This is a genomic window from Eubacterium uniforme, from assembly GCF_900167115.1.
GTDB lineage: Bacteria > Bacillota > Clostridia > Lachnospirales > Lachnospiraceae > Eubacterium_S > Eubacterium_S uniforme.
In genome coordinates, this window is sequence record NZ_FUXZ01000006.1 from 128700 (window position 1) to 148220 (window position 19521).

General features: G+C 32.2%; 20 protein-coding genes. 2 read left to right on the forward strand and 18 right to left on the reverse strand.

Annotation, left to right across the window (positions count from 1 at the left end; genetic code table 11):
* The 10 genes from B5D16_RS05660 to B5D16_RS05705 form a co-directional block, all read right to left on the reverse strand.
* A complete protein-coding gene (locus B5D16_RS05660; RefSeq protein WP_078766008.1) occupies positions 1 to 684 on the reverse strand; it encodes a response regulator transcription factor in 684 nt (227 codons plus the stop codon).
* A gap of 457 nt (positions 685 to 1141) precedes the next feature.
* Entirely contained in the window at positions 1142 to 1975 is an 834-nt protein-coding gene (locus tag B5D16_RS05665; RefSeq protein WP_159444295.1) for a hypothetical protein, read from the reverse strand.
* 205 nt (positions 1976 to 2180) lie between these two features.
* Entirely contained in the window at positions 2181 to 2618 is a 438-nt protein-coding gene (locus B5D16_RS05670) for a DUF2442 domain-containing protein (RefSeq protein WP_078766010.1), read from the reverse strand.
* Between the two features lie 136 nt (positions 2619 to 2754).
* Positions 2755 to 4074: a group II intron reverse transcriptase/maturase gene (gene ltrA / locus B5D16_RS05675; RefSeq protein WP_078766011.1), complete on the reverse strand. Its 1320-nt coding sequence runs from the start codon at positions 4072 to 4074 to the stop codon at positions 2755 to 2757.
* A gap of 536 nt (positions 4075 to 4610) precedes the next feature.
* Positions 4611 to 5306, reverse strand: a complete 696-nt coding sequence (locus tag B5D16_RS05680) for a DUF3592 domain-containing protein (RefSeq protein ID WP_078766012.1) — start codon at positions 5304 to 5306, stop codon at positions 4611 to 4613.
* A 55-nt stretch (positions 5307 to 5361) separates the two neighbouring features.
* Positions 5362 to 5811 carry a hypothetical protein gene (locus B5D16_RS05685; RefSeq protein ID WP_078766013.1) on the reverse strand — a complete coding sequence of 150 codons (450 nt, stop codon included), beginning with the start codon at positions 5809 to 5811 and terminating at the stop codon, positions 5362 to 5364.
* 256 nt (positions 5812 to 6067) lie between these two features.
* A complete protein-coding gene (locus B5D16_RS05690) occupies positions 6068 to 6421 on the reverse strand; it encodes a heavy-metal-associated domain-containing protein (RefSeq protein ID WP_078766014.1) in 354 nt (117 codons plus the stop codon).
* The gene (locus B5D16_RS05695) at positions 6418 to 6672 is read right to left on the reverse strand and encodes a MarR family transcriptional regulator (protein ID WP_159444297.1); all 255 of its coding nucleotides are present in this window, start codon (positions 6670 to 6672) and stop codon (positions 6418 to 6420) included. Before B5D16_RS05695 ends, B5D16_RS05690 begins: the two co-directional genes overlap by 4 nt.
* A gap of 40 nt (positions 6673 to 6712) precedes the next feature.
* Complete coding sequence (gene feoB, locus B5D16_RS05700) at positions 6713 to 8722, reverse strand: ferrous iron transport protein B (protein WP_078766016.1); 2010 nt, start codon at positions 8720 to 8722, stop codon at positions 6713 to 6715.
* Positions 8722 to 8946, reverse strand: a complete 225-nt coding sequence (locus B5D16_RS05705; RefSeq protein WP_078766017.1) for a FeoA family protein — start codon at positions 8944 to 8946, stop codon at positions 8722 to 8724. Before B5D16_RS05705 ends, feoB begins: the two co-directional genes overlap by 1 nt.
* Positions 8947 to 9134: 188 nt before the next feature.
* Between B5D16_RS05705 and B5D16_RS05710 the strand changes: the two genes are divergently transcribed.
* A complete protein-coding gene (locus B5D16_RS05710; RefSeq protein WP_078766018.1) occupies positions 9135 to 10079 on the forward strand; it encodes a helix-turn-helix domain-containing protein in 945 nt (314 codons plus the stop codon).
* A 6-nt stretch (positions 10080 to 10085) separates the two neighbouring features.
* Here B5D16_RS05710 and B5D16_RS05715 read toward each other — a convergent pair whose 3' ends face one another.
* Positions 10086 to 10790 (reverse strand): hypothetical protein, encoded by a 705-nt coding sequence (locus B5D16_RS05715; RefSeq protein ID WP_078766019.1) that lies wholly within the window; start codon positions 10788 to 10790, stop codon positions 10086 to 10088.
* 70 nt (positions 10791 to 10860) lie between these two features.
* Positions 10861 to 12144 carry a DUF4317 domain-containing protein gene (locus B5D16_RS05720; RefSeq protein ID WP_159444298.1) on the reverse strand — a complete coding sequence of 428 codons (1284 nt, stop codon included), beginning with the start codon at positions 12142 to 12144 and terminating at the stop codon, positions 10861 to 10863.
* Positions 12145 to 12337: 193 nt separating this feature from the next.
* Between B5D16_RS05720 and B5D16_RS05725 the strand changes: the two genes are divergently transcribed.
* Entirely contained in the window at positions 12338 to 13279 is a 942-nt protein-coding gene (locus tag B5D16_RS05725) for a helix-turn-helix transcriptional regulator (protein ID WP_242942996.1), read from the forward strand.
* A gap of 57 nt (positions 13280 to 13336) precedes the next feature.
* On the opposite strand, the gene B5D16_RS05730 is transcribed toward B5D16_RS05725, so the two are convergent.
* The 6 genes from B5D16_RS05730 to B5D16_RS05755 all read right to left on the reverse strand — a co-directional run bounded on the left by B5D16_RS05730 (position 13337) and on the right by B5D16_RS05755 (position 19403).
* The gene (locus tag B5D16_RS05730) at positions 13337 to 14029 is read right to left on the reverse strand and encodes a hypothetical protein (RefSeq protein ID WP_242942997.1); all 693 of its coding nucleotides are present in this window, start codon (positions 14027 to 14029) and stop codon (positions 13337 to 13339) included.
* Positions 14030 to 14038: 9 nt separating this feature from the next.
* Positions 14039 to 14953, reverse strand: coding sequence for a ribonuclease D (locus tag B5D16_RS05735; RefSeq protein WP_078766022.1), 915 nt, complete (start codon positions 14951 to 14953; stop codon positions 14039 to 14041).
* Between the two features lie 91 nt (positions 14954 to 15044).
* Positions 15045 to 16301, reverse strand: coding sequence for an AAA family ATPase (locus B5D16_RS05740; protein WP_078766023.1), 1257 nt, complete (start codon positions 16299 to 16301; stop codon positions 15045 to 15047).
* A 121-nt stretch (positions 16302 to 16422) separates the two neighbouring features.
* Entirely contained in the window at positions 16423 to 16698 is a 276-nt protein-coding gene (locus B5D16_RS05745) for a nucleotidyl transferase AbiEii/AbiGii toxin family protein (RefSeq protein WP_078766024.1), read from the reverse strand.
* 108 nt (positions 16699 to 16806) lie between these two features.
* Positions 16807 to 17400 (reverse strand): type IV toxin-antitoxin system AbiEi family antitoxin domain-containing protein, encoded by a 594-nt coding sequence (locus tag B5D16_RS05750; RefSeq protein WP_078766025.1) that lies wholly within the window; start codon positions 17398 to 17400, stop codon positions 16807 to 16809.
* A gap of 242 nt (positions 17401 to 17642) precedes the next feature.
* On the reverse strand, positions 17643 to 19403 hold the full coding sequence (locus B5D16_RS05755; protein WP_242942998.1) for a leucine-rich repeat protein: 1761 nt from the start codon (positions 19401 to 19403) through the stop codon (positions 17643 to 17645).
* Positions 19404 to 19521 lie beyond the last annotated feature (118 nt).

A 19521-nucleotide genomic window follows, 5' to 3' on the forward strand; every position in this document is an offset into this window, starting at 1 on the left:
TTAATCCTCCACAACTTTATAACCTATACCCCAAATAGTTTTTATATATTCATCATTACCATTCTTTATCTTACTTCTTAAGCGGTTCATATGTGTATTAAGCACATGTTCATTTCCATAATATGGTTCTTTCCAAATGTTCTGATATATGCTTTCCTTAGACAGAGCTCTCTTTCTGTTTTTGGCAAGATAAACCAAAATATCATACTCTGTACGCGTTAAATCAATTAGTTCCGTTCCTCTTTTAACGATACGTGCAGATAAATCAATAGTTAAATCTCTTAATGATATTGTATTTTCAATTGAAGCATGACTATCATATGTTGAAACTCTTCTAATATTTGCCTTAATTCGTGCTGATAATTCAACTATAGAAAATGGCTTTGTCACATAATCATCTGCACCAAGAGATAGTCCAAATGCCTTATCTGCGTCACTGTTTTTTGATGTAATTATAATAATCGGAATAGTGCTAACTCTTCTTATTTTTTTAATGATTTCAAAACCATTCATATGTGGAAGCATTAAATCAACCAGTACCAATGCATATTCTGAAACATCTATATCCTTACAAACAGAAACACCATCATTTAAAGCCAATACCTCATATCCTTCACCCTGTAAATAATCTAGCAACATTTCACGTATATCAGGATCGTCTTCAATAAGCAATATTTTCTTCATGCCTTAACCTCCGTATTAAAAAATTCCCCTTGTTTTTTACCTAAAAAAGGGCAAAAAACAAGAGGAATTATATATGACTTATCCATAAAAATCTATATTTTTTGCCCCTATATATTCTCTTATCTATACTCCAAAATATTTATCTTTTTCCTTTTTACTCTCAATAATCAGTATATCAAAGTAGGAAACCAAGGTCAAATTAAATACAAAAATATGGTAATATGCAACAAATATAATATACTTTTTGAAAACATTTCCCTAATAAAAACGTTGTATTTAACAAAAAAGGAGTGCAATTTTGCACTCCTTAAACTCCTAATAGAAACTGGGATATCTTTTAAAATATCCCCCCACTTATTTTTTAATAATTCTTATACTCTAGTCAATTTTCTTTTTTGTCTTTTTCTTTTTTCTTTAATTTAATCTTTTTCTAAATTTTTATTTTTTTCTTTTTTGCTTACTTATTCAAGTCAACATGGAACTTTTTGATGCCATTCTCTAAATAACTAAAGTTATCAACAAAAATATTAGCAACTCTTTCTTTTCCATTTTTCTTTCTAAGTTCATCTTTGTAGAACAAAAACTCATCGTATTCATATGGAGCTGGTTTTACTCTAGGTCTAAATGTTGCTTTGTAAAGACGATTTAAATATTCAGTATCATATAAACCTGAAACTTCTTCTGTTTTAAACATATCCTTTACAAGACCTGCAGCGCCCTTTTCATCTAGAACTGCTAACCATTTTTCCATTTCAGCATCGTTAATATCTCTATTAAACGCAACCTTATAAGTTCTAATAGTAAAACTCTTAGCATCACACTTAATACCAAAAAGAATTGTTTTTGAAGCAGTGAAACCTTTCTTATCTGTAGCCTTAACAAGAAGTTTGTACTTTCCCTCTTCAAGAGTCTTGAATGAAAGTTTATTGTTCATAGCTGTTTTCTTAAGGTTAAGTTTCTTAACTCCAGCTTTCTGCTCTTCAACTTCCTTGTCATCACTTGGCCAATTAGCAACCTGACCTAATTCATCATTAATACTTCCATCAACCTTAACAATTGCACAATCTACACTTACTAAGCTACGTTCAGATCTAACCTTTCCTGTAATGTCATACTCAGTGAATGACTCAAGGCTTATTGCACTACCATCTCCAATTGCGATTTCTGATAAATCGATGTTGCTAGCTGCATCAACACTGTGTAGTTTCTTAGGTACTACTACCCCTGTTACTAATAACGCTGCTGATAAAGCTATACCAGCAAATCTCTTAAAGTTTTTTGATATTGTCATCATATTATCCTCCAAATATTAACTATGATTTCAATATCCCTTGTTTCTACCGTTTCTAATTATATTACAGAAAACGATTTCTGTAAACTGTTTGTTAGAAAATCTTAAGAAAATAGTTTTCTTTTTGTTAGAAATTTACTAGCATTTCTTGGCACATTTACAGTATTATGTAACAAATCGTTTCCAAATTCATAATATGAATTTTCTATTTAAATTTGGGCTTTCCATACTCTCTTTCCATAGCTTTTTCTGAAACAACCCACTGTTTTCCAAACTTACATGCATCAATACCATTTATCAGTTTTCCATATGCAATCGCCTTACGTAATGTACTTTCGTTAAGTCCCCATAACGTAGTTGCATCTGTAAAAGCTATTAAACCATCAAAAGGACTCTTAACTCGATTCCCATTTTCAAATAATTCATCACAAGATAAATCTAAATCATCATTCCAAATTATTCCATATCCACCTGAATCAACTTCTACAGTTTCATATAATTCAGGTATATCCTCTAAACTTTTAAATACTGGTACCTCCTTAATCAAAGGCTTTAAGTCATATATTTTAGTTATACCCTCAGCAAATTGTACCATCAATTTGTAATCATCTAATGCACTAACTGCTTTAACTTTATGAAACATAACATCACCTCACTTAATTTAACGGAGATAATTTTTTATACTCCTCCTCTAATCGAGTAGGAGGGAAAATTAAATAAATTTTCCCGACCTCTCACACCACCGTACGTACGGTTCCGTATACGGCGGTTCAATCAACTTAACAAGTAACACATCTTTCGGTGTAGTAATCTAACATTGAGACTAATCCAAAGCGGGTTAGTCTTTCTTTGTTTATAGCAAAGTTCATTACTCTTCGTTGACATACGTAGGCTATCCTCTTACCCGTATAGGCTGTAATCCAAGCCGTGTCTTTATCAACTCCAAGCTTCATCAAATTCTTTATACGATTCTGTGTAGTTTTCCAATGTTTCCAAATACACATACGCAATCTAAAACGAATTCTTGAGTCCATTTCCTTGCAAAGTGTTTTCATACTACCTATCTTGAAGTAGTTTATCCAACCTCGAATAAGCTGATTAAGTTTCTCAACTTTGTAGCTGTTGCTAACGCCCCAACTACGGCTAGTGAGTTCTTTCATTCTCTTCTTAAACTTTGCTACTGATTTTGCATGTGGTTTTGCCTTAAACTGGTGTGCTCTTGAATCAAAGTAGAATCCGAATCCAAGGTATTTAAGTCCTTGTGGTTTATCGACTTTACTCTTGGTCATGTTGACCTTAAGTCCCAGTTTCTCCTCAATGAATCGAGAGATATTTCTCATGACTCTATTAGCAGACACTTCACTACCAACCATGATGATACAATCATCTGCGTATCTTACAAAGTTAAGCCCTCGCTTTTCCATTTCCTTATCAAGTTCATTCAACATGATGTTTGCCAATAATGGCGAGAGATTTCCTCCTTGTGGTGTTCCCACAATGGAGTCCTCGTACTCATCATAAATCATGATTCCACTGACTAGGTATTTTCTAACGATAGAAATAACATCTCCATCTTTTATGGTTCTACCTATGATAGTCATAAGTTTATCGTGATTAACTGTGTCGAAGAACTTTTCCAAGTCAATATCTACAATCCAATCATTACCATCATTCATCATATCGAGCGCTGTTAGGATTGCTTGCTGTGCACATCTATTAGGTCTGAATCCATAACTGTGGTCATGGAATTGTTCCTCATAGATTGGTGTTAATACCTGTGCTATGGCTTGTTGTATGAATCTGTCTGTTACTGTTGGTACCCCTAGGTTTCTGACACCACCATCAGGCTTTGGTATCTCCACTCTTCGTACTGGCTGAGGTTTATATTTTCTTGTCCTCAGCTGTTCTCTGATGATGTCGCCGTTCTTTTCGAGATGTTCTTTGAGTTCTGTGTACTTCATTCCGTCCACTCCCTCTGCACCTTTGTTTCGTACGACTTGCAGATATGCTCTGTTGAGATTTTCGCTAGATAGTATCTGCTCCATTAGACTACTTGTGTCCATGCGTTCTTTCCTTTCCGTCTCGCTTGATTTGACCATCTTTATCCCGATTGGTTACGGCAGATGTTGTCATTTCTGCAACATGAGACATACTCAAACTTATTGATTGTTCGCCCCTTCACTCCATCTCCATTACAGAGATTTCTTCACTACTATGGGCTCGGCTGACTTCTCACAGTTCGTTGTTACTAGGCTAATGGAACCTCTGTGAGACCTCCACGCTTAAGGTGCACGCTCTTTCTCTCCATATATCCGCCACATTTACTCTGCTACTACAAATGTGATAGTTATTGGACTTCGTTGCTTGTAGCCAACTTGTCTCTCATAGCCTAGCCTTATATGTGATTTCTGTCCGTCGGACCAGAGATTTGCTTACAGCTTCCTTCAGATTCCACCTCACAATGGACACCCTTGCTGTTCAGCTATACACTTCCCACTATCCGGACGTGTTCGGGACTTGCACCCGTTAGAGCGCGCCCATGGCGCGCAAACTACAAAAACAATATCACGATAACGTGATATTGTCAATGCTTATTATAAATAAAACGGGAGCGTTTATAAGCTCCCGTTTTTCCTTATATTTTATACTCAATTTCTATTCCACTGCTCACCTTAGTCTCTCTTATATCCTTCTGAGCAAATGAAACATAAATCAAGAATAGTCCCATTGCAAATGCCGCAATCGTAAATCCCCAAAGGAATACTTTACGACCACTTTTATCATACCATACCAGTTCTTCTGGATCATTAGGATTAATGCTAATTGAAACTCTTCCGCCTACATTTGGGACAACGGTATGGTTTTCATAAACAGCATCATATGCCGTATACTCCCTACCCTCATATTCATATTGGAACACCGGACATATAAGAATACCACCACCTGGTGTGGAATCATTATTTCCCGTTGAATAACTATGTCCAATACATAGTGCATTTACCTTTTCGGAACACAACTTAGGTGTAGTTACAAACATATCTATTGATGTAACTAAAAGCAAAACACCACACATAGTAAAAAATAATCCCATAAATATAATCACAGCAAATGCCGCACTATTAGTTGTAAAAAAAGCTGCACCCGTTTCAATTAAAACTAATGGGAATATAATTAAAAATGTCTTTAAGACCTTCTTCCCAAGTCTAGTTCCCGGTGGTTTCGGTCCTGTAGACCATTTCTTTAAATTATCCCAATTAAACATTTGCTTAAAATCAATAGGGCCATTATCATCTTTAAAAAACTGATTCCTATAATTTTTTTCATACTTCATAAATTTACCCCCCTATACAAAAAAGGTTTCTAATAAATTATTACTTACTACATTATTAAACTCCATGATTTAATATATATATTTTTGATACTTTCTTTCCCTTAAACTTAATTTGAAACCCTTGATATTGTTTCTTCTTTATAGCCGTTATTGCTTTATTTTTAGTAATTCTACTAGCACTACTCCAATGTAATAAATAATATTTAGTTTTCGAATTTATTTTATATTTTCTTTTTTTATATTTTAATGTACTAGTATTTGAGTCTGTAGCCGAGTCTATCTTTGTTGTTTTAATTGGTTTTCCCTTTACTATAATTTTATTACCATTTATATTAACTTTAACTTTATTTTCTTTACAATACCATCCACCAGCTGGATTTTCACCTGTAAAAGTAGCCCACCAATATTCATGTCTATTAACTTTTTTTGCATATACCTCTTTTTCACTCAATATCAATACAGATAATACAACAAACAGTAATAGTCCACTATACTTTTTTATCATAGTTTAATCCTCCTCACATCTAAATACTTTTATAAAAACTACATATTCTATTTTACCACTATTTTATTATTTTCCCAACATATGTTTTTCTTCTTGCAATTTCAGTAAACTCTCTATAATATTATCAAAATCTGAATACTCTCCATAAATCATACCCAAAAGTCTTTTTCTACTATTAAATTATTCAATAAAATATCGACCTTCCTTTGTTATTTTTCTCTAACATCAGAAGGTCGATAAAACAATCTCGCTATTTTTATTCTTCTCGTGCTAAGAAATCCATATCTCCTAGCAATTTAATAACCTCAATTTTCTTTGGTTTATCTTCATACTGAATGAAAACTTCTTTCTTTCCAAGACTCACTTTGCAAGACAAACCTTCAAGTTTATTAACTGCATCAGTAATCCTTTTTGCACAATTCATGCAATGCATTCCTTCAACACTTAATTTGTAACTACCTATCGGTTTATGTAATTTTTTCTTTTTTATTTTAATCCTTTCTTCGCCGCAACAAGTCTGCCTAGTACATATCCTTTTTAGTAAAGGTTTAATAACTAACAAAATTATAACTCCAAGAATTAAAATAGTTAAAACGTCAATTATTTTCATTTAAGTTTATCACCTTTTATCCAATACACGCTTGGTGAAAGATTTAATTTTGTACTTCCACAACCGCTACACCCACTACAATTACCTGAGCATCCTAAACTACCATTTTCAACGACTCTTTTTACATATCCAAGCTGCTCATATCTTTCAAGCTTAGCATATATAAACTCCTTCGATATATGTAGTTCTTCAGATAATTCAGGCATTGAAACTGTTTTTTTATTTAATAAAACCGATAATAATTCATCCATACAGACTCCTAAAAACATTTATTATAAATCAAAGTATTTGCTACATAAATAGATTTGCAACATGATATGTAATAGTTGCTAAAATTAAAGCTGTTACAAAGAAATAAGCACCAATCTTCGCTGTCCACTTAACTGAATGTGTTTCATTGTAAGTTGAAACTACAGCCTGAAGACAAGGAATGTTAAATGTAACTGCAACCATGAATGCTAACGCCTCAGCCTTAGGAACTGCAGCAGCTACTACCTTAGCTACATTATCTGAAGCTGCAGCAAGCCCTGTAGTTGAATCAACTACACTTCCGCTGTTAGTGTAAATAGCAGAAAGAACACCAAGTACTGCTTCCTTTGAAATCATTGAAGCAATAAATGACATAAACGTCTGCCACTTAAGGCCAATAAATGTTGTAACTGGTTCAAGGGCAGTACCAACCTTATAAAGTATGCTTCCCTCAATTCCTGATTTTGAATAACTAAGGAAGAAGAATAATACACATACTATAACTTCAATACTAAATGCTTTCTTAAATACATCCCACATTTTCATAAGAGAATTTTTGAAAATAAATCCCCATCTTGGTTTGTGATATGGAGGTAATTCCATAACAATACCCATTCTATTCTCCACAGGATTTAACTTTCTACCAAATATCTTAGCGGTAAGAATAATATGTCCAATCATAATTGCAAATAATAAAAGCATTACCAAGAAACCACCTGTAGCACCAAAGAACGCACTTGCAAGTGTAGGAATAACAACAAATGTTGCGCCACAAGGAATAGCCCAAGCTACAGAAATTGTTAAAATCTTCTGTCCCTGTGAATCAATAACTCTAGAACCTGATGTACTAGCCATAGTACAACCAAAGCCCATCATCATAGGCATAATGGCCTTACCCTGAAGTCCAATCTTTTCCATAGCTCTATCAAATACATATGATACTCTCGCCATATAACCTACTTCTTCTAAAATACCAAACACAACATTCATGGCAAATATAAAACCAACCATGGATATAACCCAGCCAAGAGATGTAACCAAAGTTGCTTTTATAAAATGAACAATTTCAGCAGAAACACCCATCTTAGCGATTGTTTTATCAATCAATGGATTTAAAATTCCAGGTGTACTACCACCTAGTGCCATAATAGGAAGTGCAACAATCATTGCAGCTGCTAAGGATAAAACCATAAATCCAATTGCAACCCACTTACCACTTCTAGGTCCAATCGCTTTTCTATCAAACTTTGTAAGAAGATCAGAAGCAGTCTTTTCATTTCTAACAACGCCATCAAGCATACTTTCAATCCACTTAAATCTAACATCACTAGTTTTAAGTGCGCCATCAGCACTTCCTTTAATATTAGTCTTTCCCTTAATTGCAAGTTCTCTTAAAACTTCTTCATCCTCTTCAATCATCTTCATTGCAATCCACTCTTTTGGTCTTCTTGGCTTAGCAATAACTGAAGCGATTTCTAAGTTCTTATTAAACTCCTCTGAAATTTCACTTTTTCTTACTATTTCAGCAAATACTTCCGTATTCAACGTTTTATTTAAGCTAATGGATTTTTCCATAGCATTATAATAATTATCGTAACTCTTCTTATCATATGCAACCATGCTACATACTTCAATTCCAAGTTTTTCTGAAAGCTTTTTAGTATCAATCTTTTTACCCTTAGTCTTAGCAACATCAGTCATTGTAAGTACAAGCATTGCTGGAGTTTTCATACCAACATAATCTGATAACATATATAAACTACGTTCAAGCTGTGAAGCATCAGCAAGGATACAAACAAGATCTAAGTCTTCCTTAGCAATATAATCTCTTGTAACAATTTCTTCGTCGGAATTTGCTGAAAGTGAATATGAACCTGGAAGGTCTGCAATCTTATAAGTTATATTGTTATGTGTAAATTCACCTTCTTTTTTCTCAACTGTTTTACCAGGCCAGTTACCAACATGCTGATGCATACCAGTAAGTGTATTGAATATTGTGGATTTACCTGAGTTAGGCTGTCCAAGTAAAGCTATGTTTCTAAGTTCACTCATTACTTTTCCACCTCCACATGAATATTCTCTGATTCCTTTCGATTAAGAGCAATCATGGTATCCCTACCGTAAATCAATAAAGGTTTTTTTTTAACATTCTGAAGCATCTCAATCTTACATCCAACATTTAAACCTATGGATGTAATTCTAGATAAGTACCTTCTGTCACCATCGATTTTTACAATCATGGCGCTTTGTCCTGTCATTAACTGTGTTAAATTCATTTTTAATTCTCCTGTTATTTTTATATTACCCCTTTACATTTTGCCTTCTTTAGCCTAAACTATTATAAGTTAGCATATGCTAACTTTCTATGCCAATATAACAAAAAAGGACATTTTAACATCTAGTTTTATTCAGCATAAAACTAATTATTTTATAAATAATTGCATTTAACAAATCGGAGAATTATATGAAATATATAGATAGTAAAAATACTTTCTTTAATCATTATGCAAATGATTTGAAAGAAATAAAAAAAGTACATACAAATCAAAAATCTGGATATATCGATAATACATACTATCCTTTTTATCCAGGTATATTCGTATGCTCAAATGAAGTTCACACAAATCACATCTCCATGAAAAATTTCAATTATAAGAATGATATTTTTCTAATAAATTATTGCATATCTGGTAGATGTGAATTTCATGTTACTAAAGATAAATATCTCTATATGAAGAATAATTATACCAGCATTGGAACCTTAACCATTACGGATTCATTTTACTATCCAACTGGTTACTATCTTGGATTTGAAGTATACATTTGCGAAGATTTATTAACAGATGAAACTAAAACAATACTTGAAAATTTCAATATAGATTTAGAAAAGTTAAAACAAAAATATGAGAATGACGAACATTTAACCTTACTTGAAACAAATAATAATATTCAGCACCTATGGCTTGAAATTCATAATCATAAGAACCCACCTATTGGACTTATTCGACTTAACATACTTAAGATATTATATGAACTACTTCATGAAAAAAATGTTGAAAGAGCAAATAGCTCATACCTAACTAAAAATCAAGCTAAGATTGCAAAACATGTTCATAATATATTAACAGCTGATATATCAAAACATATACCAATTCGTGAAATCTCAACACACACTAGTATAAGTGAAACCAGTTTAAAGAATTATTTCAACTCCATGTATGGTATGAATGTTTCAGATTATATGAGAATTCTAAGACTAAAAAAAGCAGCTGAATTGCTGCTTAACACAAATATATCCATAGCCGAAATTTCAGAGAAATGTGGCTACAGTAACCAGGGAAGATTCGCCAAAGCATTCAAAGAACACTTTGGCTTACTTCCATTAGAATATAGACATTCAAAAATATAGAAATAATTAATTTACTAGTTCAAATTCAGTTGCAGGATACAAACTAAATAATGCACCTTTCTCTGTCATACCTGCATAGTATAAGCCAGGATTGTCTTTTGCTCTTTCATAATACATCTGATTTGTTTTAATTTCTTTATTACCTTCAAGATCTAAATAATAATAGTTAGTTCTTGTAGTACGTCTATCTGATCCTGAACCCGTAGTAGTGGTTTTAGTTTCAACATGAGTCGATACTACATTAAGTTCATAGAAATCATACTTTGCATTTTTATTCCCCTCACTTTTCTTACTAACACGAAAGATCTCAGAAAAGAAATTTGCACTAAACACAACTATTACACCAAGTATAATAAGCGCACCCGCCTTTACAAGTGCTTTATTCTTAACAGGAACTATGGATGCAAAATCAAAAATATTCATAAACATATATATCAAAACCAAAATCATAGCTCCAGCAAATGCCGTAATCAAATCCTTAAATATCTTTTCACCTTCTTCAGCATCCTCAAGATATCTGTCATGATCTTCCTCTAAAACATCCTTAGTAAGCTTATACTTACCTTCCTCATTTACCATCTTTTCGTATCTTGCCTTTTCTATTTTTGCTTGTTTTTCTTGTTTAATAAAAGCCTTTCCCATTGTTACCGCTATGATAACAAAGAAAATCATAAAACCTATTACGAATTGCTTTCTATTATTTCCCCTCATAAAACACCTCCTAATTAGATAGTTTCATTTCGATACTAACTCTAAATTTATTCTACTCAATACTCTCACTTTAATATAAATTTTCCTGTTCATCTTCACCCTCATTCAAATAAACAGGGATTCCATTAACCTTCATATCCTCAGTAATTTCAATAACAAGGCACTTCTTACCATCAATCATTTTTGTATTAATAATGTCTGTTCTCTTACTGCTAACACGAAGGAGCATGTTCTTATTTTTAACTTCAAAATTCCTTGTAGGTGCCACATTATCAGCAAATAACTTTTCTTCCACCTTTACAGTTGGCACATACTCTTCCTTAGTAGCATGCTTTACATCAAGATTCTCATCAGAAATTTCAACTCTTGCCTGCTTCTCATAAAGTCTCTTCATGTCAAACTGCTCATCAAACTTCTTATCAAAAACTTCAAGTCTGTTATCAGAAACACCACTTCTTTCAAAAGCATCTCTCATAGATTCCTTATCAAGAAATACAGCCTGTCCCGGAGCTTCAGTCTTCTTATTCTTAACAGTTTCCTTTAGGTTTTCCTGGATTGAAAGGACTGTATCAAATGTTGATTCATCACCTAAAACCTCAGATACAAACTCAGTAAATCCTTCCTTCTGCTGCTTAGCTGGGAGAGTAACTGAAACACCTAACACTTTTTCAAGGAATGAATCCTGTAACTGATCTGTTCTCTTTGAAAAAGATAAAACCGCATTATCATCACTACTTCTTCCATTAAACTCTGGAAATAGAAATCCAGTATCAGGAAGTTCTACCGCAAATATTTGCTTCAATGTATGAATCTCACCAAGTGCATCATCAAATCCAAGTCCCGGCTTAGTAAGCTTCATAGGGCAAATGCTACAAAGAATATATTTAAATACTTCATCAGAAGCATCATCCATTTCAAGTCCATCCGAACTAATTCCAGGTACATCATATGCCTGATATATAAGTAAAATCAAGTAATTACCTGTATAGTTATAATTTGCAATTACCTTATCATAAAACTCATCTAAAACTGCATCATCCTGAAGCTCTGACTTTCTAAGTTTGTTAAGTAGATCTTTGCCAATGCTAGCTGATGTAGCACCATCTGACATTTCATCCTTACCTGTTACAAACTCCATATCTATCAAATTCTTACCCGGTGTACCAGAAAGAGTTCTTCTAAATATTTCAAGATACTTATGCATCTCCTCTTCAGGAAGATTATAAAAAGAATCACTAAATGTCTTAACTTTCTTCTTCTCACCATTAACATAGCATCCCACAAGCCTGTTAATTCCACACTCCTGTATAGTATCATATAACGACTTAATCTCGCTTATTTCCTTCTTAATCATCGTCTGTCCATCCTTTATTCCCATTTATTTTCACATATAATAATACCATATTTTTATGGGTATCGTAAATAACCCGTAAATTACCCATAACTCTTGAATTTCAAACTCAATTTATTTACAATCAAACTATATAATAGTTTTACGGGGGTATACTATGAATAATTTAGAGCCAAAGAAATTAGCATTGCTCAGAATGCTACAAATATATGAAGAATATACAGATTGTGATCATACACTTACTCAGGAGGAAATGTCTAAAAAACTTGAGAATGAATATGGTATTTCGATTGATAGAAAAACCATATCAAGAAACATTTCTCTTTTGCGTGAAGCAGGTTATGAAATTGAACAAGGGAAGGTTGGAACTTATTTGGGCGAGAGGGCTTTTGCTGATGCGGAAATAAGGACTTTAATTGATAGTGTTCTTTCCAGCAAATACATCCCCAGCAAATACTCAAAAGACCTTATCGATAAACTTTGTGCTTTGACCAGTAAACATTTTAGTTCGCACGTTAAGCACATCCACTCGGTTAAGAATTGGAATAAGACAGATAATCAGTCGCTTTTCTATAATGTTGAGCTTATTGACGAAGCTATCAACAAGAAAAAGCAACTTAATTTTGATTATAATAAATACGGTATTGATAAGAAATTCCATAAAACCGCAAACCATCAAGTTAGTCCATATCAGCTTATTATTCACAACCAACGATACTATCTGATGGCGCAAAATGAAAAATACAAATCACTGATTTACTATAGACTTGACCATATTACTAATATGACCATTACAGATGAAAAACTTGAGCCTATAACATCAGTCAAAGGATATGAAAAAGGAATAAGTTACAAAGACATATCATCCCAGCTTCCATATATGTATTCGGATACGCCAGAACGTGTTGAGTTTATAGCTGAAAGCCATCTTATCGATGACATCATCGAATGGTTTGGAAAAGACTTAACCGTAACCTGCATTGATGATAACCACATCAAAGTTTCACTTATGGTAAGCAAGCAGGCAATGAGCATTTGGGCATTACAATACTGCCAATACATGGAAATCACAAAACCAAAGGATCTACGCGAAAATGTAAAGAATGCGTTGATACATGCAGCAGAGAAGTATAAATAAAAACCAGCCTTATGGCTGGTTTTTATTATCACACAATATCATCTAATAAAAATAGCTCTATACCAATTCACCCATTAATCCCCCATCATATATATTTCGATATACTTTGTCTGGATATAATGATATATATTTCTTAACCATAGAAAAATCGAGATTAATCATTTCAACATATCTTCTTAATCTTTTTTCTAATTCTTTTCCAGATACTTCACTATATTTATCTATAACTAACATGAAATCTAAAAACTGAAGTGCTGACTTATTCTTCTCGTTTACTTCAACCATAGGTTTATAAACTATTATTGTATTTCCATCCACAGTCTGTTTTCTTTGTTTGGTTGATGCTTCATTACTACACACTTCATAACACGAAGGATTTTGCGTTGTAAAACCATACTTATTTGCCAGCTGAAGTCCTGTAATATAACCTGATGTTTTACCATTGGCTTTTAAATATTTCTTTTCAATATAACTATCAAGAGATACTCTACCTTTAGTTCCTAAAATAGTTAAATAAGATAAGAAATAAACACCATTATATAAACGTTCAAGTTTTCCCTCATCAACAAGTTTCTTCATCTCTTGTCTCAAATAATCCTTTGAATCACCTGGAAGCTCACTCAAAAATATCGGTTCTCCATCTTTATAATTATCTATAATATAATCATATATCATATCTCTCACTCTCACAATCTTGAAATATATCATTTCAATTTTATGATACTCTTTAGTATAGTTGATGTCAAGCATTTTTATGCATTAATTAAATAAGTTTTCCCACTTTGTAATATCATCAGGAAGAATATCCTTATACTCAAAATAAAACTCTTTTAATTGTTCTTTTGTTATTACAATATAATCATCGGTTACAGAATATACGCCTCCCCCAGCATATAAATATACACTATATCCTTGTTTAATATACTCTTTATAATCCGATGCATCAATTTGTGCATTTCCTCCTTTGACCTGAACTACAGCTTTTCTAATATTATTCTTATCTCTTGAAATAAACTCACACTCTATCTTTATTGTTGTTGATTTATTAGCTATAGAATTGGATATAAGATAATAATTATCTTTAATTTGAATATAACTTATTACCAATTCCTCTAACTCAAAATCAGGAAGAGTATCTATTATATTACCATTTCCATATGCTATATCTTTGTATATTTCCGTGTTAGAAATCTTATTATAAACATATTTAGAATAATTAATAAAAATATCGTCTTTAATTTTATGAACAATTCCTCCTCTTGGTCGATTAAAAGAAGCTTTCAATATACCTGGGACTTCTAATCCTACTTTATAGGCTTCAACAGGAACGACTGCTCCTATATCTAATTCATCAAAACATTTAGATTCAGCTTCCCCCCTAGCCCTACAAATCCAATAAACCCCATCTAAATCTCGCGTCCAAAAAAGATCATTTTCTTTAACATTCCAGAATAGATTTAATGCTGGATTTATACGTCCTCTACGACTTTTTATATTCTCTTCTACTGCATACCAAAATTCTTTGTAATCTTTAAAACTCTTTTTACCAGAATCATAAATATAACTCCATCCTATAGCGACATACTGTTCTTTTTCATTTCCCAAACAATAGTCAACTAACTTTTGTCTTTCATTAGTAGCAGTTTTCAAATTAATTCTTGTAACATACTCCATACACCTTACCTCCTTCATTATTCATTACGAACATTACCATACTTCTACTCTACCACCTTCACCAGCCATCTTCAACCGGCAAATCTTCACTTTACTTCTTTGAAAAAATCTTTCTCAGTTCCCTGTAAGTTAAGGTTTTGTTATACATCAATTCACACACCAATTCGTATAAAACTTCTATGTTTTCTACGATGATTTTCTTGGCGTCACTGTAACATCTTTCAAGTTCTGAAACTACCATTCGTTCCATATTTCCTCGTGAATATTCTGATGGCATACCGAAATCATATCCCGAGAATCCAGACGTACAATTTTGACCTATCATATTTTCTAATATGGATGTTGCTATCTTTATATCCGCCCTACATCCTACATCAGCATCACCATAATAAATTTCCGTTGCTGCTTTACCGGCAAGTTTTCTTATAACATCGTTTCTTTGCGCATTTGCTGAATAATCAAAGTCCTCATTTTGATCAATAACCACAACACCTTTTTCACCACTTTCTGAACAAAAAACTGAAATCAAACTGACTGAATCAGCTGTTAAAATTTCAGAAACTAACGCATGCCCTGCCTCATGTACTGCAACTCTTTCCATGTTTTTCTCTACTATTGGATTAATGAATTCCGGTGCATTATGAATCAATCTTAAATATGCCTTTATCAAATCATCCTGCTCAATCTTTTCTCGTTCATCAAATCCAGCATATATTGTCGCTTCATTCACTATTGTCTCAAGTTCAGCACAAGAAAGGCCTGAAAAAATCTTTGTAATTTCATCCATATTGATTTTTCCAACACATTTCTTCTGACTAAGATAATGCTCAATAATTCTCCTCGCTTCTTCATTCTTAGGCTTTCTCATCCTGATTATCTTATCAAAACGCCCCGACCTAATAAGCGAATCCGGCAAACAATATTTATCATTTACCGTAGCTAAAACAAAAACTATATCATCCCTACACTCATCGATACACGCCTGAACGGTAACATATTCTTCAGCATCACAATGACATTCATCTTCATTTGCGAACTTATCCATATCATCTAAAAAAACAATACTATACGGACTCTTTCTAGCCCTAGCAAATGCTTCCCTTATCTCATCTAAAAATGCTCCATCTGATTTATCCTTTCTTACTACTACAACCTTACGTCCACTCTCTTTAGCAAATGCTTCCGCCATCAAAGATTTACCAATTCCAGGTATCCCTTCTAGTAGAATTCCTCTTGGCATCCCAACCCCAAGTTCCATATATTTCTCAGGATTTTTCAAAATATCACAATACCTAAACAAATCAATTTTCACATCATCATAACCAATTATTTTATCAAATTCACTCATATCTCTCTCCTCCCTTCGTACCTTTATACTACCAACACCAATGTCCTAATTTTGGTACATAAAAAAGGAGCACCTAAGTGCTCCTTTACAATCATCAATCTATTTACCATCATATCAAATATTAGTTTTTATCATAAATATCATTTATTAGTTTTTCCACGCTTCTAACAACTTTATCGTAACTCAACTCTTCTACATAATAATTCTTCTCTTTATAACTATTCCATAATCTCCTTAATAATTTACTTGACTTTATATTATTTAATTCTTCATATATCTTCTCATCCGTAAATACTGTGTCACGTTTTTTACAAGTAGCATCAAAAGCTTTCATTAATGTTTCAACGGAATATTCATCATTTACTTCTAATTCATACACATCATAAAGATCTCTCATCCTCGTATTTGCTTCACCTCTATCAATAATGGTTTGAATTTTTTGCTATATTATCATTTCCATTAGATACATTTCTAACCTTAGCTTTTAACTGTGTGGCATTATTTATCATACTAACACCTCCACATACATCATAATTTCATCATAAACTCCAAGTTTTTCTGCATACTTAACAAGTCTTGAAAGGTCTTTATCCTTACTCCTCATATATTCTAAAATCGCTGTCTGATAATTTTGAACGTCAATTTTCCCTCTACTTTTTACTAAATCACAAATGCAACGTTCTTTATCATAACAGTTAACCGTATTTCCAAAAATGGTCTTTACTTCAGTAATTCCTAAATCGTAGTTTTCTTCTTTCTCCTGATGAACAACAACTCCTTTTTCTCTCAACCGACTGCCACTGAATCCTTTAGGCACACTAACTCTTATATTATTATATTCCCTATCAATTAATACATGTAAGCTAAGAGCCGTCTCTCCAGAAAACACAGCCTTAGGATAACACTTCTGTAAGATAAATAAATCATCTTGCCAAGTATCCGAAGTAATATAAATTCCCTGAGCCACTCGCTCTAAATTATATTTTTTCACAAACTGTGCTAAATACGTTCTAGAAATATTTTCTTTCTCAACATCACTAGTATACAAATATCCATTATTCTTCTTAATCAATTCATTCATAACATCAAATTTATTCATATTATCCTCCTTTCTTTTTTGTTTACATTTGTGCTACTTTATATTATTTTTATATCACAGTTGTAAACATAATTCAAGTAAAAAATACCGTCATGTTATAACATAACGGTGTTTTCAAAATATTGCCTTTTTTATATTTTATGCAGTAACTTATAATTTCAACTTTACTAATAAAACTATATAATAAGAAAAACTTACCACAAAACAAGCGGCATTTCTGCCGCTTGCTCTTAATCTTTGTATTATTTTACAACATATTTATTTGTCTTAGCTTTCTTAAGAAGCTTCTTATATACATTCTTCTTAGCCTTAGGAACCTTAATAGTAAGTTTCTTTCCGCTCTTTCTATAGAAAGCATTCTTACCAACTTTCTTAAGTACCTTTGAATTGATAGTTACTTTTTTAAGATTCTTACAATTAGCAAATGCATTTGCTCCAATTGATTTAACATTCTTTCCAATTACAACTGATGCAATCTTCTTATTACCCTTGAATGCCTTAGCACTGATTGATGTAACTTTGTATGTAACACCATTAACTGTAATCTTAGTTGCGATCTTTACATTCTTAAGTGATTTCTTATTAAGGCCTGTAACTGTAACTTCACCAACTTTACCATTCTTGCTTCCGGCTTTAGTTATTTTGTAGATATAATTCTTACCTTCAATAGTTTCGCCTGCCTTTGGAACTTCATTACCAATTTGGATATTAGCTTTATCAGATATTTTTACAGTTACATATTTAGAATCTGCATATTTATATGCACCTGCCAAATTAACTTTTAAAACATTTTTAAGTGTATCTGGTATAATAACATAAATATTTCCACCATTTATGCAAATTTTATTCTCTGTCTCAATTACATTACGAGCAGAAATATTACCAGCCTTTACTTCTGTTTCAAAATATTTTACGATTATTGTTCCATCATTAATTCCTACATATTTATCTCCATAAATTGCAAAATTATAATTTAACTTATCAACTTCAGCAAAACCCTTCATAGAAATACTTATAGTTCCTCCATTCATGTTAACAATAGAAGCAGATATAACACCATTTGCAACACCTGAATAATCAATTTTACCGCTATTCATAGTAAATACATCATTAAATTCAAAAGCCCTTTCTTTTGTATTAACACTTGATTCAATTGTAGGGCCTTCAATTCTGCATGATGCTAAGTCAGGCATACTTTCATCTGCAAGATAATAATTATCTGTACCAATAACGTGATTAGAAACATAATTTTCTGTTTCTGTTTTAAATGTTAATTTTCCATTTCCAGTAAATACAACTGGTATATTACTATAAAACAATGACTTAGCATCAACTGTTACTGTATTATTTCCAAGAACCTTAACTTCAAATAATCCATCTGATAATATATCTGAATCTAAAGTATATACACAAATTTCATATGGGATATTTGCATTATTCATTGTTAATACAAAATTATCTTTATCATAAGTTAAACCATTTTTTGATAAATCAACTTCAGAAATAAATTTATATCCAATTTTATTATTATAAACCATAACATAAAAGTTTGGTTTCTTAGTTGCTTTAGTTAATTTAACATTATAATCACAACACTTTGTTGTACTAGAAATAAATGTACTGAAATAATAAACCTCACCTTTTTTTAACTTAACAAAAAATTCTACATTCTCTTTGTTTCCAGTATTTGCTGGATCAACAAGTTTACCATTATCGTCATAGGTTTGTATCCAATTGCCATTCTTATCATACACATAAACAACAGGTGCATTAGCTTTTGCATCAGTATATACATACATCAAATCATCTGTTGATGAAATGTACTTAATATACTTCTCATTTTTGTAACCGTTCGCATTAGATACTTTAACACTATCTCCTGCTTTTGTAAGAGTACCTATAACTTTAGGATTGAACTCCTCCGCATTCACATTTTTATTCATAAATAAAAACGCTCCTGCAACCATTAATAAGACAAATAATAAATTTTTAATTTTCTTCATAACTTTTTTCTCCTTTTTTTTAATGTTTTCGTTTTTGCCTTTCACCATATACACCATTCAGGCAACACAAAAAGTCACAAAATCAAAAATTTTTTTTAAATTTTTTAAAAAAGTTTTC

Coding starts and splice junctions, on each gene's coding strand:
- B5D16_RS05660 (WP_078766008.1), bottom strand. CDS start 684: ATGAAGAAAATATTGCTTATTGAAGACGATCCTGATATACGTGAAATG.
- B5D16_RS05665 (WP_159444295.1), bottom strand. CDS start 1,975: ATGACAATATCAAAAAACTTTAAGAGATTTGCTGGTATAGCTTTATCA.
- B5D16_RS05670 (WP_078766010.1), bottom strand. CDS start 2,618: ATGTTTCATAAAGTTAAAGCAGTTAGTGCATTAGATGATTACAAATTG.
- ltrA (WP_078766011.1), bottom strand. CDS start 4,074: ATGGTCAAATCAAGCGAGACGGAAAGGAAAGAACGCATGGACACAAGT.
- B5D16_RS05680 (WP_078766012.1), bottom strand. CDS start 5,306: ATGAAGTATGAAAAAAATTATAGGAATCAGTTTTTTAAAGATGATAAT.
- B5D16_RS05685 (WP_078766013.1), bottom strand. CDS start 5,811: ATGATAAAAAAGTATAGTGGACTATTACTGTTTGTTGTATTATCTGTA.
- B5D16_RS05690 (WP_078766014.1), bottom strand. CDS start 6,421: ATGAAAATAATTGACGTTTTAACTATTTTAATTCTTGGAGTTATAATT.
- B5D16_RS05695 (WP_159444297.1), bottom strand. CDS start 6,672: ATGGATGAATTATTATCGGTTTTATTAAATAAAAAAACAGTTTCAATG.
- feoB (WP_078766016.1), bottom strand. CDS start 8,722: ATGAGTGAACTTAGAAACATAGCTTTACTTGGACAGCCTAACTCAGGT.
- B5D16_RS05705 (WP_078766017.1), bottom strand. CDS start 8,946: ATGAATTTAACACAGTTAATGACAGGACAAAGCGCCATGATTGTAAAA.
- B5D16_RS05710 (WP_078766018.1), top strand. CDS start 9,135: ATGAAATATATAGATAGTAAAAATACTTTCTTTAATCATTATGCAAAT.
- B5D16_RS05715 (WP_078766019.1), bottom strand. CDS start 10,790: ATGAGGGGAAATAATAGAAAGCAATTCGTAATAGGTTTTATGATTTTC.
- B5D16_RS05720 (WP_159444298.1), bottom strand. CDS start 12,144: ATGATTAAGAAGGAAATAAGCGAGATTAAGTCGTTATATGATACTATA.
- B5D16_RS05725 (WP_242942996.1), top strand. CDS start 12,338: ATGCTACAAATATATGAAGAATATACAGATTGTGATCATACACTTACT.
- B5D16_RS05730 (WP_242942997.1), bottom strand. CDS start 14,029: ATGCTTGACATCAACTATACTAAAGAGTATCATAAAATTGAAATGATA.
- B5D16_RS05735 (WP_078766022.1), bottom strand. CDS start 14,953: ATGGAGTATGTTACAAGAATTAATTTGAAAACTGCTACTAATGAAAGA.
- B5D16_RS05740 (WP_078766023.1), bottom strand. CDS start 16,301: ATGAGTGAATTTGATAAAATAATTGGTTATGATGATGTGAAAATTGAT.
- B5D16_RS05745 (WP_078766024.1), bottom strand. CDS start 16,698: ATGAGAGATCTTTATGATGTGTATGAATTAGAAGTAAATGATGAATAT.
- B5D16_RS05750 (WP_078766025.1), bottom strand. CDS start 17,400: ATGAATAAATTTGATGTTATGAATGAATTGATTAAGAAGAATAATGGA.
- B5D16_RS05755 (WP_242942998.1), bottom strand. CDS start 19,403: ATGAAGAAAATTAAAAATTTATTATTTGTCTTATTAATGGTTGCAGGA.